The 15,268-nt window shown below is 59.0% G+C and carries 9 protein-coding genes; 7 read left to right on the forward strand and 2 right to left on the reverse strand.

Annotation, left to right across the window (positions count from 1 at the left end; genetic code table 11):
• The first annotated feature begins 515 nt into the window (after positions 1–515).
• The 5 genes from HALXA_RS01485 to HALXA_RS01510 all read left to right on the forward strand — a co-directional run bounded on the left by HALXA_RS01485 (position 516) and on the right by HALXA_RS01510 (position 10,118).
• Positions 516–3,086, forward strand: a complete 2,571-nt coding sequence (locus tag HALXA_RS01485; RefSeq protein ID WP_013878530.1) for a PD-(D/E)XK nuclease family protein — start codon at positions 516–518, stop codon at positions 3,084–3,086.
• A complete protein-coding gene (locus HALXA_RS01490; protein ID WP_013878531.1) occupies positions 3,079–5,958 on the forward strand; it encodes a UvrD-helicase domain-containing protein in 2,880 nt (959 codons plus the stop codon). Before HALXA_RS01485 ends, HALXA_RS01490 begins: the two co-directional genes overlap by 8 nt.
• Before the next feature lie 209 nt (positions 5,959–6,167).
• A complete protein-coding gene (locus HALXA_RS01495; protein ID WP_148263620.1) occupies positions 6,168–6,923 on the forward strand; it encodes a hypothetical protein in 756 nt (251 codons plus the stop codon).
• A 326-nt stretch (positions 6,924–7,249) separates the two neighbouring features.
• Entirely contained in the window at positions 7,250–8,689 is a 1,440-nt protein-coding gene (locus HALXA_RS01500) for a hypothetical protein (RefSeq protein WP_013878533.1), read from the forward strand.
• A 586-nt stretch (positions 8,690–9,275) separates the two neighbouring features.
• Positions 9,276–10,118, forward strand: a complete 843-nt coding sequence (locus tag HALXA_RS01510) for a hypothetical protein (RefSeq protein ID WP_148263621.1) — start codon at positions 9,276–9,278, stop codon at positions 10,116–10,118.
• 308 nt (positions 10,119–10,426) lie between these two features.
• Here the strand turns inward: HALXA_RS01510 and HALXA_RS01515 are convergent, their stop codons facing one another.
• Both HALXA_RS01515 and HALXA_RS20915 read right to left on the reverse strand, forming a co-directional pair.
• Complete coding sequence (locus HALXA_RS01515; RefSeq protein ID WP_013878536.1) at positions 10,427–12,094, reverse strand: hypothetical protein; 1,668 nt, start codon at positions 12,092–12,094, stop codon at positions 10,427–10,429.
• A gap of 468 nt (positions 12,095–12,562) precedes the next feature.
• A complete protein-coding gene (locus HALXA_RS20915; protein ID WP_013878537.1) occupies positions 12,563–13,738 on the reverse strand; it encodes a tyrosine-type recombinase/integrase in 1,176 nt (391 codons plus the stop codon).
• Positions 13,739–13,991: 253 nt separating this feature from the next.
• Here HALXA_RS20915 and HALXA_RS01520 point away from each other — a divergent pair, with 253 nt between their 5' ends.
• Both HALXA_RS01520 and HALXA_RS01525 read left to right on the forward strand, forming a co-directional pair.
• Positions 13,992–14,933, forward strand: coding sequence for a hypothetical protein (locus HALXA_RS01520; protein ID WP_013878538.1), 942 nt, complete (start codon positions 13,992–13,994; stop codon positions 14,931–14,933).
• Between the two features lie 25 nt (positions 14,934–14,958).
• Entirely contained in the window at positions 14,959–15,267 is a 309-nt protein-coding gene (locus HALXA_RS01525) for a hypothetical protein (RefSeq protein ID WP_013878539.1), read from the forward strand.
• Position 15,268 lies beyond the last annotated feature (1 nt).

The raw sequence follows: 15,268 nt of genomic DNA on the forward strand, positions 1-15,268 counted from the left end.
GACGCATGCCCCACCGAAGCGACAAGGGGCGCTCAGGCGCCGCGCCCCTACGAACCCCCGGCTCCAACGTGTTGGGGAGTTGTGGATTCCAGCGAGGAGAGCTTTTGAGCAGACCTGAAAGTTTCCGGAGTACAGACCCGCAACAATGAGAGGATGCATTCCTTGGCGGAAGAGCTTCCCCGCTACGAAAGCGAGTTTCATCGGAACTGAGGGGGTGGGAGAAGTGTGTGGACTCCACCCGAACTAAGGGGGTCTCCATCGACTTCGGCGGTTTCGAGTTTTCATTCAAGAGGTGGGGTATCCCCCACGTGGCAGCAAGATTACTCCACTAGTAATGTGTAGTCTCTCCTCGAGCTACTCCTTCCCATATTCAACCCCTAAGTGAGGTACGTAGCGTCGGTGAGGCGAATGATCTCGACTATGGATGGTACGCAAGTCGCAAAAGAAGCGTAAGTAACGTAGCAGTGAAATTAGCTATACTCAACCTTTTTGAGATATACGCCAAGAGTACCAGTGTGTCATTCAAACGGTCTCGTTCTATCGACGCTCTCTATGACGCAGTCGAGGATTACGATCTGGTGTTGACGACTGATGCACCACTCAGTCATGCCCTGAATCGCCGACTCGATCGTCCACACCTCGGTCGCTTCGCGGCCACCCCACGGATGCTCGCGTCGGGTGAATTTGACCCGCAAGACGATCGAACTCTGTTTTTGCGCCTCATCGACGAAACGGATCTGAGTTACAAGCACGCCGCCTATCTCCTCGAGAACATCCTCGGTTGTTGGGAGGAAACTGGAGACCTGCGTGCGATTCTCGACTACGACCGATTCGATAGCGAGGAGACGCGTCAAGCTATTTCGGTGATCGAGTCCGCCGAGAGTTCCCATCGAGACCTCGCCGAGTATCGCATCGAGGATGGAACGTCGGTCGCGCTCATCGGCGAGAAGCAGTTCACGGCGCTCGACAAGTCGGTGCTTCCGGACTCCTACGACGCAATCGATCCGTTTGCTGACGACGGGTTCGACCTGCCGGAGTTCCACGTCTTCGACGGCCCGACCGCGATCGTCGACGCCGTCGTTGATAACGTCTCGCCGGACACCGCCGACGACGTCGCGATCATTATGGACAGCGGCGGGGAGTATCCCGCCCTCGTCGAATCCGCGTTCGAGGCGGCTGGCATCCCCTTCTACGGCGGGCCGGGATTCACCGACGACGAGACTATCCGCACGTACCTCCGGTTGCTGCGCACGGCGCACAGCGATTCCCGGGCACGCGTCAGCGACGTTCGACCGATCCTCACCCATCTCGGTCGCCCGCCATCCGTCGTCGACGACGAGAAGTTCCTCCACGAACTCAACCACGAGGAACTCCGCCCTCTGCAGGAGTTCTGTCGCACCATCGACGACTACACGTTCGGTGAGACGGTGGCCACGTTCGAAGACTGGAGCGGGAAGACGCTGGACGCGTTCCACGAGGAACTGCGGGAACTCGGACTACACGATGATCGGGTGACGAGCGACTCGATCGATGATCTCGAGTTCTACCTCCAGTCGTTCGACGTGCCCGTCGATCGCGACGACTCGGGCGTACTGCTGGCCGATGCCACCGCCGCGGCCTACGTCGACCGTCCGGTCGTGTTCTACCTCGGGATGGACGTGGACTGGACGCATCGGATTCTCGACCGCCCGTGGATCGACGCCGACGCGAAGGACGAGCAGTACCTTCGACAGTTCCAAATTCTTCTCCAGAACGGTCGCGATCAGTACTATCTGGTACAGGAGACGAGCGCCGGCCAGCCCGTTACACCGTGTCTCTACTTCCACGATCTCCTCGACGACGACTTCGAGACGATCGGAGACCTGCCGCATATCTCCCACAGTCGCCTCAGTAGTGACGGCGACACTGGCTTCGAGAAGGAGGATGTAGATGTCGCGCCAAGCGAGATCGATGTGGTCAGCCAGTCGAGCCTGAACACCTTCATCAACTGCCCGCGGGACTACTACTTCGACAGGATCGTCGACAACCCTGACCGTGATTACTTCCAGAAGGGCAATCTCTTCCACGACTACGCTGAGTTCTACGTCAATCACCCCGACGTGGTCGAGGGTGCCGACCGTTCGGAGCTGGTCGATCTGATGCTGGCGGAGATGCGACCATACGTCCCCGATGTCGAACTGGAACCGCTGGAGACCGAGTTCGAAATCGGCCTCGACACGATCGAGCAGTTCGTCGCCGCCGATCCGCCTACCGACCGGGAGTACAGCCACTACGAACGACAGGAGGGGGACAACTTCTTCGCCGACCACTTCGAGAAGTCGATTGACTCCCCCATCACCGAGCGCTGGTTCGAGAATCCAAACCTCGGCGGCAAGGGGAAGGTCGACCTGATACACGCACCGGAAACGCTTCTCGACTACAAGAGCGGCGGCCGCAAGTCAGCGTCCAAGGTCGTCTCACGGTCGGACATCGAGGAAATCAGCGACGAGCCCGACTTCCAAGCGCTGCTCTACCTCGCCCACCATCGACAGGAGCACCCAGATGAGCGTCTCGAGTTCGTCTTCTTCCACTTTCTGGAGTTGGTTGACGACGTCGTTGCCGGGGAGCCGGATCTCGAGGATGCACTCGTCCGGGTCACCTACCACCCGATGCCGTTCAGGACGTATGCTGGCAATCGCGAGGCGTTCGATGCGCTCTGTGATGGCGTCGCCGAGAGCAACGACCGGCGGAAGACGCTGGAGCGGATGGGGTACGACGCGTATGCATCGTTCTTCGAGCGACACGACTTCCCGGAGACTGACGACACCGACGAGCTGCTCGCAACCGACTTCGCGGCCCGCTTCACCGAGTACGCGAAAGCGGAGGTCGGAGACTACGTCTACGTCGAAGACGGGACGGAAAGCGCGCTCAAGAAGCTCGTGCGGATTCGCGGTCGCAATTACTTCGAAGGCGAGGTCGACGCGTTCGAGGACTTCCTCAACGCACAGATCGACCGGATAAACCAGTATCGCACGTCGCAGTTCCCCGTCGAGGAACCGAACTTCGACCGAGTCACCCACCGCGACCTGATCCGAACCGATGACTGAGTACGAGCCAAACGAGCGACAGCAAGAACTGATCGATGCGACGAGCGGCATCCACGTCGTCGACGCCGGCGCCGGAACTGGCAAGACCTTCACCATCACTCGCCGCTACGCGAACCTCCTCGAACAGGGAGACGTCGAACCAGAGGACATCCTCCTGATCACGTTCACGAACAACGCGGCGGGCGAGATGAAGGAACGCGTCGTGGCCAATTGCGACTACTCGATGTCAGCGTTACGGGACGCACCCATCAACACGTTCCACGGGTACTGCCACGATCTGCTCATCCGCCACGGGTTCGACGCGCCGACGCGTCTCGGCATCGACGACCGGATCACGTCGTCGACGCAACTCCTCGAGAACGAAGTCATCGAGGAAGACCGCTTCCGCAAGTTCCTCGACCAGTTCATCGAGGCACATCCCGATTATCACGACTACTTCAGGACGCTCAACGACGCGACATCGATCCTCGATCTGATCAAGGAGCTCGCCGCCAAGGGAGTGTTCCCGACCGACGAGGGCTGGTTCCGCGATGGTGAGTCCTTCCTCGATGGCGACTACGAGGAGTTCAAGACGCTCTTCGATGAGGCCAACGAGCCGAACGAGGGCGCGAACGGCGCGACTCAATCGGACTTGCGCGACGGTCTGAGCGGGTTCGAGCGGAATCGCTGCTACGAGCCCGACGCCCCTAATGAGGGGGAACTCCGGGACGGCTATCCGCAAATCGACGACGCGTGGGCCAGCCGAGCGTTCGAGGAAGACCGTGACGACCTGAAGGCGTTCGTCCACGACGTCTACCTCGAGTACATCGCGTTCGCGCTCCAACGGAACTACCTGAACTTCAGTTTCCTGCTGATGTTCACCTTCGCGATGCTTTGCGAGGATCACTCGCTGCGGGAGTCGGTTCAGTTCGACCACGTGCTCGTCGACGAGTTTCAGGACACGAGCGAGATTCAGTTCAAGCTCGCCCTGTTGCTCGCGGGCACGGACAACCTCTGTGTCGTCGGCGACTGGAAGCAGAGCATCTACTCGTTCCAGTACGCCTCAGTCGACAACATCCGTCGCTTCGAGGAGCGTCTCCAGACCTACAAGCGAGAACTCAACGGCGACTACGCGCGGGTCGATTTCCCGGTTGACGACGTGAACGAGATCTCGCTGGTCGAGAACTACCGCTCGACACAGTCCATTCTCGACTTCTCCGAACACAGCCTCACGCTGCCCGCAACGGGAAGCGAGGAGGTCGATCCAGAGATACAGGACGACATCACATCGCTAGCAGCGACAACGGAGCACGACCACAGCAACATCGAGGCGTTCACGTGCGATGACGAGCAGGAGGCGATCCTGACGCGGATACAGGAGATCGTCGGCAATCGCGAGTACGCCGTCGAGGACGATGGCGAACTTCGAGCGCCGACGTACGACGACGTTGCGGTGCTGACGCGGACGCGTGACTTCGGGCGCGAGTTACAGGCGTGTGCCGCAGACTACGGGATTCCCGTGGCGTACGAAGGCGGCGTCGAGCTGTTCGGAACCGAGCAGTCGATTCTCCTGCTCGCGTGGCTGCGCATCCTCGAACATGAGGACTCCAAGCGCGGCTGGGCAGTCGTCCTCGAGGAGGCTGGCTATACGCTCGACGAGGTGAAGCACGTCCTCGAGACCAGCACGTATCCCACGGGTATGGTCGAGTTCCGCGACCAGCTCGCGGAGGCGGAGACCATCGGTGGAATCGCGCGACGGGTATTCGATCGATACGGGTTCGACGACGCGTACGCGGATGGGCTCGTCTCGCTGTTACAGGGCACCTTCGACAGCACCCACCACAACCGCGGTGACATCGTGCGATTCCTCGAACGGAGTCTCGACGCCGATGCCACCCACGAGGTTGAGGACAACCCCGGCGGCGACTCGGTAACGGTGCAGACCATTCACGCCGCCAAGGGGCTCGAACACCCCATCGTCATCATGGCGAACATGAACCAGCACCGGTTCCCGCCGTCCGGTGGTGGCGCGGATCGGATTCGGTACGAGGAGCGGGTCGGCCTCCGACAGAGCAAGCGATACACCGATGCGCACGGTCGTCCCCATCTCTACGATAACTGGCGGTATCGGCTTCTCTCGAAATGTCTGGGCCGAGAGTACGACGAGGAACGGAGGCTGCTGTACGTCGCCATCACGCGTGCAGAGAGCCATGTACTGTTCTCCGCCGGAGAGTCGCCGAGCCCGCTCTTCGAAAACCTCCCGCTCGAGCCGTCGACGGTCGAGCCGGACGTCGAAGATGCCGCTGTCGGCGGGACGGAGCAGACCCAACTCCAGATTTCGGTGCCTGTTCCGGAGACGCCGTCCGGCCAGTCCCCTCATTCGCTGATGGACGACAGCGTGTTTAGCGATGTTGAGGACGGGAAGGGAATGGAGTTCGGCACACGCGTCCACGATTTCGCTGAGCGATACGCGATAGGGGAGGCAGTCGAACCAACAAGTCCCGACGAACGGAACGTGCAGAGGTTCCTCGATTCGCTGCCCGGCAAGTTTCGGGTTGAGGAGAACGTCTACCTCCCAGTGTCGGTTGATGGGCAGCAGGTGACGATCTCCGGGATCGTCGATCTGCTTCACGTGACCGACGACTGGGTCGAGATCGTGGACTACAAAACCGACCGTGGCCGCCACGCGGAGGCCGAGTACCGGAAGCAGTTGAGTGTCTACTACCACGTCGTCCGGCAGGAATACCCTGACCGACGGGTCTCGACGAGTATCTACTACACTGCTGATGGCGAACGAGTCGAAGTCGATCCGCTCCTACTGGATGAACTCGGAGAACTTGTCAACGTCGACGGAACGCACGAAGAACGCGGGGAAGATCCCCGAATTCGGTGAGCACGTTCGTACGGCGCAGCTCACAACCATCCATCGAAGTGTTCTCTCAGAGCAAAGCCTACCCATCCTCTGTTAACACAACAAGATTATGTTATGTTAACAGGGTAATCCTCGACTATTCTACGAGAGAGTCTGGAAGAAGAGGCGTTGTCCAACGACCCCCTCGGTCTTAACCCTTTTATTAGATACCCAGTTAACCGGCGGTGCAAGTGGCGAAATCAGACTGGCCCGTCGTTGGCTTCCGAATGCCCGAAATCCAGCGTAAGAAGCTAAACCGGATGCTCGAGGAAAGCGACGAATACGACGATCAGCAGGACTTCCTGCACCAACTCGTCCTTGACGAAATCCGTGATGTCGAGTTTACCGATCCGCGAGACGAACTCGAGGACATCCGCCAGCAAAAGAAGCAGCTGCGTGATGAAATCGAAGAGGTCGTTGCGGAGGTCGAAGAGATGCGTAACCGGCTTAGTGAACTGGAAGAGCGGGAATCCGAACTACAGGCCATTGCCGAGGACTATAACGTGACGTCGGCAGAGTCTTACGAAGAATCCGTACGAGAAGCGGCCAACGAAATCATTAGAGACGAGCTGAAGGTATCTGAACGGTGGGAGCGCGTCCAACAGATTAGTGAGAAGTGGCAGGAAACTCCCATAGATGTTCTGCGCGACATCTACGAGCAAGATCCACGAATCACCTCAAAGCAGGTGAAGCCGTACGGGCGGAAAAGTGTCCCCGAGGAGTGGCAAACGCGTGTCGGCGATACTCGCGAGGAGGGAGTCCGACTTGTGCGCCTGTATTGCGAGGAGAACAAGGATGAGGAGAGGTATAATGGTTCAGGCGTGTATATCGAGGATGAGTACGTCAGCCGGGTCGCGGAGGAACACAGTGCAGACTGTGAATCACTGCTCCGTGAGGCCGCTGAACGAATGGATGAAACATTCGAAGAGATAGTCTACCGAGTCTAAGATCTCTTGTACAGGTCGTGGCGACGCACTCTGCGAACTCGTCCGTGACTGTGCCCTGCACGCCGGCGATGTGGACTTCGTCCTTCAGCGTCACCACCGGCCACGGGAGGACGTGCTTGACGTGAGTGGCCGGTCGGGATGAAACGCGGTGTTCGCGCTCCAGCACTTCCTCGCCGATGGGGAGTGAATACGGCGGTCACACCTAAGATGGGGTGCTCCGTTGTGGGGACATCTCCGTCAACCTCTACACGATTCCTTCGGTGAGCAACCCTCACCCGGATTATGATGAGGAGGTCTAAGCAGGACGACTGACAACAGGGCCACCAATGACAGAGTCTGGCGACCAAGACGATGAGGAAGAGGTCGCATCGGCCGAGGAGCTAATGGAACATATCGAAGAGAACTGGCAAGAGAAGGTCGAAATGGCCTCACTCAACGACTGCAGGCAAATTCGCACAGCGGGCGAGTATGTCCGAGCGGCGGACAGTTGGCAGAACGCCGTCGACCGGGTCGCCGACGGGCTGGACATCCCTGACGAACGGGCAGAATGGCTCGTCGGACTCTACATCAAGATATTCACTGACCCGTCGAAGAGCATCTCGGGGTACGGCCTGAACATCGGCGGACGCTACTTCAGCACGAAGAAATCCGTGGAGGAACTCCAACCGAATACGAAGATAGACTCCGTGGAGGAGGCCGAGGAATACCTCCGGGAGTACGTCGGGGCACACGCCGACGAGGTAGACATAGCCGAGTTGACGTTCACCGACGACTTGCCAGATAAACCTCCGTACCCCTCTATTGACCTCGACATCGAAATCCCAACGCCGCAACTCACAGGCCTCACGGAAGCGTTGGAAACAATCACCACATCGTACCAGCAGCAATTGGCTACCCAAATCGCCACATCGTTCGACTTCAGTAGCTACTTCAACTCGTTCCTGCGCGACGCATTAGAGCCGCTCTCAGACCTCACCGAACAGTATCGTGAGATCGAGGAGTCGGACTTCGAGTTCAAGTGGCTCTCCAACGTCAAGCACGGCGCCTTCATGCAGCTCTACCGCGAGTACCGCGAGGAGGGAAACGAGGCCGCAGCCGAACTCCTCGCCGCCCAGCTCCGGGACGAGGAGGACATCAAGGGCTTCAAAGAGTATTTCCAGTCGTTCGACGAGTACGAACAACGGCAGGCAATCATCGACGAGGCCCTCGACGCCCACGCCGAAGGCCGGTATGCCCTCAGTATTCCCACCCTCCTTACCCAACTTGACGGCGTCTTCATCGATACCGCTCTCGACATCGGCCTCTGGCGTCCCGATGCCGACGTGACCGGCGTCGCAGTCGTCGGAAAAGGTGAAGGAAGCCCACGCCACATATCCGAGATCGACGAGGAGTTCCGGGACTACTATCGGAGCCGTCTCTGGCCGAACCGCGTCGACATCCTTCACGGGAAACGCGCAGACTACGCCGACGATGAACTCCTCTCGGCGAAGCTTATCTGGCTTCTCTTCCAGACCCTCCACACAGTCGAGAACATCCGTTCAGCCGAGGACTTCGGAGACTATCACATACTGCACGCCGTCACCGAGAGCGACGTACAATCTATTACGGCAGTCGCCGACCGCCTCGACTATCAAGTGGACTACGTCGAAGATCGATGTGAGTCCCTCGAAGAGCAGGATGCACTCATCGTTGCGGATGACGGTGAGGTATCCATCACCGAGACCGGGCATGAGTACCTCGAAGGCGAGCGAAGTCTCACGGACTGAGGCAAAGGGTGATGTCCGGCATCTCCCAGCTTCGCAGCGTGACTGCCTACGAGCCAACCAGATCGACCTGAGGATTGTCGGCCGTGACGTGGCAGGAGAGCAAATGAATCGTCTATTCCTCCCCGACAGCCAAAGTGGACGAGTGTCCTATCTGCGGGAGGGGGATGAGGGAATATTTGCTGAGAAGGACTTTTCGTGGGTTGCCGGGGTGCTATTCGTGGACAGAACGGAAACCTGCCACTATCTCCCGAACATCTACACCGATCGTGTCGAGTTCCGGCAGCTGTACGAGACCTTCGAGAATAGCGTACAGAAAACAGATCTCCAACGGCTAATTTAGGCGCTCTCTCGAAGTCCCATCACAGGATTAAGTAGACAAGTCCTCGAGATTCGAATACTTGTGGTCTCATCGCGAAATCTTAGTTCCGGTAACACGAATCTGACCTGCCCGCAATGCGAAGAACGAATTGACACTCTCCACCTCCAACCCGCAGGGGAGAATATTGACCCTGACGCGTACCTCATCTGTCCCTATTGCGAGGCATGGTTCTTCCCAGAGAACGGTCTGCTCTATACGCTCCATAACTTGGACGGTGATGCCTACTTTGGCTTCCCGTTCGCTCTCGGCGGGAGCAAGATGCGGAACTACACCACCGTGACGGTTGGAGAGACGCGTAACCACGTCGTTAACAACCTCTTTTCAGGATACGAGTTCGAAACCGTCCAACTCCTCGGTGCGGAGCGTGAAGGCGCAAGCGGCGACAACCGGCTTCCAGTCGAGCGACTCGACGACTCGTACACGCGTGCGGCCTTGGGCGACTCCGCTATCGTCGCTCTCCACCCCATAGGCCCAGACGAATTAGTCGTAACCGCCAATCTCCAAGAAAACGCCGTCCCAACAGTTGAAATGGGCGACGAACTCGAGGTGGTGTATGATGCGAAGCTTTCGCGGACGAACGCGACGAACCCAGCGTGGGTTGACCTCCTACGCGAGGCGGAACAGGCAATCCTACGCGGTAACCTCATCTCGGCAGTCCCCCTACTGGTCTCCGCAGTCGATGGCGGCCTGTACCGCTTGATCTACCTGTACTTCGTCTTGAACGGCCGTGATCGCAAGGATGCGAAGCAGCACATCAAGAGTCGATTCGATGATGGACACGGCAACATCTATACCAAGGATCTTGCTAAGGACGCTCTAAATGAAATCACGGGCTCTTCGCTAACTGACGCTCATGGCCCCTATGGGGAGAGATGGCATGAGTTCTACGGAGAACACGGCAATCGGGGCTTCAGAGACGCAGTTATCCATCCCGACAACGAGCCTCTTGATGGAATCGATCGAGAGACAGTGATCGAGTGGTTCAATATCTCGGTCTCACTCATCATCGGTGGATTCGAACTGCTTTGGGAGTTGGATTCTGACGGTTGATTCTTTCTGAGAAGGCAATGTATGTGGGCCTCGGACAGGTGCTCCTCGAACCGGTCTCCGTCGACGGCGTGCGGGCCGGCGTTGACGACGAGCGAGGCGTGCCTGCTGGGTAACCAGAATCCCGAGACAGTGATCTCCTCCGACCAGCCGAAGCCAGTCGTCTCGATGTCCCATGCCACGTGGTCGCGGTCTGACGTCTCGCGCATCTCTGTGTCGAAGGCGTTCTGCGAAGGGGATTGGCGATAGAGGGGTGTTTCCGGATTCCGCGTTCGGGGGCGGATTACTGATCTTCGAGAACCGAAGCCGCGTCAGGCCGCGGCGATCTGCTGGGGCGGCCGGCACCGGCGGACGGTGTCGATGAGCGACGACGCCAGCTCCGTCCACCGCTCTCGGTCGCCCACATCCACGAGGGCATTGATCTCCTTTCCCGCCCGCTCCGGACTGACATCGCCCCACTCGAAAACCGAGTCGATCCCAAGTTCTGCCTCAATATCGCCGCGGTATTCCGAGAAGTCACGGCTCTCTTCCGCGGTCGCATCCGTGACCGAGTCGAGCTGGACGGCACCGAGCAAGTCCTCCGCACTCACGTCCCTATCGACCATGTTCTCGATCGCCCGGAGGGTGATCTCCTCGTCCTGTTGACCGGTAAACAGGATGTCCGCCTGCGAGATGATCTCGTCGACCAGATCGCGGCTCTGGGCGTCCTCGTACAGTTCCTCCCTGTCGTAGTCCGGCCCGAGCGGCGTATCGATTCTCGTCGCGTACCCGACGACCTCGTCGGGCAACACAGGCTCGACCTCGGAACGGTAGAAGGCGTCCCCGGAGGGGTAGCGCGATTCGACGGACACCAGCCACATGTTCACCCGGACGTCTTCGTCTCGCTCGGCCTCGTCGTCAACCGTGTATGTCCGACCGATCTTAATGTGGTCGTCGAACTTCCGAGCGAGCGGTCGGTCGATGTCGTCGTAGCCGTCCACGGAGCCGTCCCAGTCGATGACCCGGAGAGCGAGCAAGAACGTGTCTCTGCTCCCCAGCTCCTGCTTCAGCCGCTCGCGCTCCTCCTTTATGGCATCCAGAACCCTCGACTGTGCCCCGCCCACACTCAGCTCCGCCTGCACGAGTTCCGCGATGTTTTTCTTGTACTCCCGGAGCGTCGTCTTGTCGTATTCGGGGTAGGTCTTCCCGAAGGGGTAGTGGGCGTTCATCAGCTCCTCGTACGTCTGTTCCGGGTCGTCCACGTCCGTCTCCAGAGCGACCCTGCGACCCATGCCGTCCTCCGAGTCGAGGATCTCACGGAGATCGTCGAACCCGTGCAGGAGCTTCAGCTCGGCCTCGCCCGGGTGGGTGAAATCGAAGTTCTCCAAGCACTGCGAGATCGCGTCCTTGTGCTCGTAGATGCCCCCGTCGGCCGCCCTCTGGTGGCGGACGATGATCAGCACGGTCACGACGAGCCGGTCGTCGGTGGGGAGGGCGAGTATCTCGGGGGCGACCACCTCCTTCACCGCGAACGGCCCGGTGTGTTCCGCCCTTGAGACGACCTTCTCGGCGACCGACTCGGCGTCGTACTCATCGGACAGCCAGTCCTCCTGCCTGAAGTCCTCGGCGACGGTCTCCTCGATTTCGGCGAGGAACTGCTCAGCCTCCACCACCGCCCGCTGATGCCTGATGTTCTCGTTCCGTCTCTCGGCCATCTTGATCACTGACTTCACTGGCCACGCGGCGGGGTTCTGGGCGACTCCGATCAGGAACTCGTTCACTCTGCGCTCATGTTCCTCAGGGAGGATCGACCGACGGGACAGACTGAGGTAGGCCTCCGCGAGCAGAAGTGTTAGGGCGGCGGTGGCCGCCACATGGGCGAACTCGAGTTGAATGGGGAAGGATACCGCCTCGCGCACCGCGAGAAGGGACAAGAGGAGGGCCACCTGCCCTGCTCGGATAGGTAGGGAGCTGGCATTTTCGAGCGGTTCCTCCGTCATCGGCCAGCAGTTGGCAACCAGAAAACATAAAGTAACATGATGGGATCTCTTGAGCAGCGGGCTACGAGGAGGGGCTGTAAACGCGATCGCGCCCTTCGCCCTCGGCCTCAACGAGGTTGTAGCGGCCATCTTTTGGAGGATGACGGCCAGTTCGTGTGAGTGCAGGTACAAGGCGCCTGTCTCCGAGACGACGAACCGGACTCGCCACCAAGTGGGACATAGACGGGACGTCAGGACGACGGCAATTCAGTTAGTAGGCACCACAGACTGGGAGTGGTAGTTGTAGAAACCATCCTCACCGCATGCGTCGAAGACAGAGGTGTCTTCGGCATGATCCATGCGCAGGTTCTGGATAAGGGTTGCCAGCAGGCTTCATTTGGCGGCTATTCGATGTTCTATACCACCGGAGAAAAACTCGGTAAGACAGGCCACTCAACTATCGGTGCCAACTGTTAACAATCAAGTATCTCATTTCTCGATCTCGACTGCCGGGCACGCTGGAAGATGCTCAGAGTATCCACGAATAGTCTCTCCACACCAATCACACGTCTGTCGTTGCTCAATCGTCGCTTCCTTAGTGAGGTGTTGTCGACAGTGAATGCAGTTTTGTTTCTCACGTGGCGTTTTCTGGTGGCATCGAGGACACTCAACGGGAGCAGTTGGATTCGGTTCTTCACCCTCATCAACGTCGACTCCGTGGATCCTAGCGACTTCCCGGTCGGTATCTTCTGCGAATACCGAGACGTATCGTGAGGCGACATCGCTCCCACGCGTCCACCCATGGTGATCTTCGATGTGTGCCTGATTCATCCCTCGAGATGCCAGATGAGACGCGCTTGACTTCCGGAAATTGGTGAATGTGACTGGCTTATCGACGTTTGCACGTTCGGCTGCGTCCTTGATCGCCGTCCGAAGCGCGTTGTAAGTCGGTGCCGTCGGTTCCTTCAACTTGCTCCACAGTGGATCATCGAGTGCATCACCGGGGTGGGCCTCCAGCCACCGCTGAAGGAACGGGACGCTTGGAACCAACCCGACCGAACGCTGTCCCATCTTCCCACGTACCGTTACCTGATAACCGTGCTCGTAATCTGTGACGTCTCCAAGCGTGAGGCTTCGAAGCTCTCCCGACCGAGGGCCAGCATCCCATGCAACAGCGACCAAAGCCGCATCACGTGGATTCCGTGTTTCCTCGATCAGAGGGAGGACATCGTCTTCCCATTTCAGCATATCACTGGGCTCAGGTGCCGGGTCGTATGTACTGGGGGTATTTGACGGAATCCACTCCATTGTCTCCGGCGGAGAATCGCCATTTACCTCTGTAGCCCGCCGGCCAAATTGCTTCAACGCTACTCGGTAATCGCGATTCGTCTCTGGATTATCGTAGGTTCGATGAATCCACCGAACGATCTCCTTCACTTCTTCTTCATCCTCCAAAGCATCGACCAGACTCCCAGCGTGCTCTGCCATTCGGACATTGTGACGAAGAAGTTTGAGGTGCCGATGATCGCCTACTTGACTCGGGATGAGCATCAGCTCGTCACTAAATTTCAGTAATGCATCCCGATTCGCTTCGTCTACATCCCGGCGATCGTTCTGTATCTTATTGCGGAGGGTCTCCAATTGTTGGCTAACGTCCTGCGTCATATCGGATTTAGCCCAGTTATAGAATGCTGATTGGCGAGTTTTCTATTTTCGCTGTCACAGAGGATACTTCGAAGGTTTGGGACTTGGATGATCCCGATAGATTGTCGTCGGATGAGGTGGTCGAGATTCACGACGAGTGGCAGAATTGCTTGACAAGGTGATCGGCCGACAGCGACTACCACAACGCACAGATGTCCGGCAGCAAACTCGTTTAACCTTAAGAATAAGGATAACCATATGAGGAATACGGAGAATGACCGACCAGTTCACCGCGGTGCTGGACGAGACCGAGTCGGCGCAGCGGGCGTACGCGGAGCAGTTCGGGATTGAGTCCGCGCGCATCCCGTTCACCGCCGAGACGCTTCCTGATGCCCGAATCGCCGTCCGCGTCAACCAAGATCTCTTGCAAGAGGTCGCGAGTCACCTCATTAACCGCGCCGGTCACGTTTCGATCATCGACGAGCGCGGCGCCGGGAAGAGCCACTTCCGCGATCTCGTCTACAACGCGCTCTCCGACGGCCCGCGAAGCGACGAGTTCTACATCGCCCGCATCCGCGAAGTCGAGAGCCTGACCACGCGCCGGGTCTACACCCGGCTCCTCGACGCGTTGGCCGAGTACGACGACCTCGACATCCCCGACGAGTACCCCCACGCGACCGACGACGTGCGCCAACTCGTCGAGGATGTCGCCGAGCAACTCGAGGCGCAGGACAAGGCGTGTGTTGTGCAGGTCGACCAGCTCGAGGACGCCGCCCGCAACGCGCGGACGTTCCGACAGCTCCTCGCGGCGCTGCAGTCCGTGGGCGATCTCGGGGACTCCCGGCCTGTGTTCGTCCTCTTTCTGTTCGGTACGCCGTTGGCCGCCGAGCGTATCGACGAGTTGCGGGAGACACTCTCCTCGCGGCTCGTCGCGAAGAACCGGTCGCTGGAGCGGTTCGGATTCGCGGAGACCGACGAGCTGATCGCGCGCTGGCTGGCGTGGGCGCGAGACGAGGAGTACGAGGAGGGCTACCCGTCCGACCCGTTCGCGGCGTCGGCGATCGAACGCGTCGTCGAACGGAGCGACGGCACGCCCCGAAGTGTCCGACAGGAATGCTACCACGCCTTCCGTGCCGGTGCCCGCCAGTTCGCGGATGATGCGGGCGTCGAAATCACTGCTGAAACGCTCGAAGAGTACATCGAGAGTAAATATTAACATTAACCCTAATACTAACACAACTATGAGCGAGAACCCATTCAACGACGCAATGGACGAGGCCGAAGGAGATGCGGACGACGGCAGCGACGCGGAGTCCGAGTTCGATCTCGACCGGTACTACGACGCGCTCGACGCTGGGCCGAAGGAGAAGACTATCGGGATCGCGGTCAACGAGGAGATGCACGCCTTCTACCAAGAGCTGCAGGACGCCGACGAGATCGAGGTCGACGTCTCGCAGTCCATCCGCGACCACATCGAGAAGCTCGCTCACCGCCACGAGCAGGTCTTTGAGCGGGCGATGCGCAAGCTCGAGATCGAGCGGGAGTACTGAG

The sequence above is a fragment of the Halopiger xanaduensis SH-6 genome, from assembly GCF_000217715.1.
Classification (GTDB): domain Archaea; phylum Halobacteriota; class Halobacteria; order Halobacteriales; family Natrialbaceae; genus Halopiger; species Halopiger xanaduensis.

What these genes read in the sequence shown, in the direction of transcription:
- HALXA_RS01490 (WP_013878531.1), top strand. Translation starts at nt 3,079, where the DNA reads ATGACTGAGTACGAGCCAAACGAGCGACAGCAAGAACTGATCGATGCG.
- HALXA_RS01500 (WP_013878533.1), top strand. Translation starts at nt 7,250, where the DNA reads ATGACAGAGTCTGGCGACCAAGACGATGAGGAAGAGGTCGCATCGGCC.
- HALXA_RS01515 (WP_013878536.1), bottom strand. Translation starts at nt 12,094, where the DNA reads ATGACGGAGGAACCGCTCGAAAATGCCAGCTCCCTACCTATCCGAGCA.
- HALXA_RS20915 (WP_013878537.1), bottom strand. Translation starts at nt 13,738, where the DNA reads ATGACGCAGGACGTTAGCCAACAATTGGAGACCCTCCGCAATAAGATA.
- HALXA_RS01520 (WP_013878538.1), top strand. Translation starts at nt 13,992, where the DNA reads ATGACCGACCAGTTCACCGCGGTGCTGGACGAGACCGAGTCGGCGCAG.
- HALXA_RS01525 (WP_013878539.1), top strand. Translation starts at nt 14,959, where the DNA reads ATGAGCGAGAACCCATTCAACGACGCAATGGACGAGGCCGAAGGAGAT.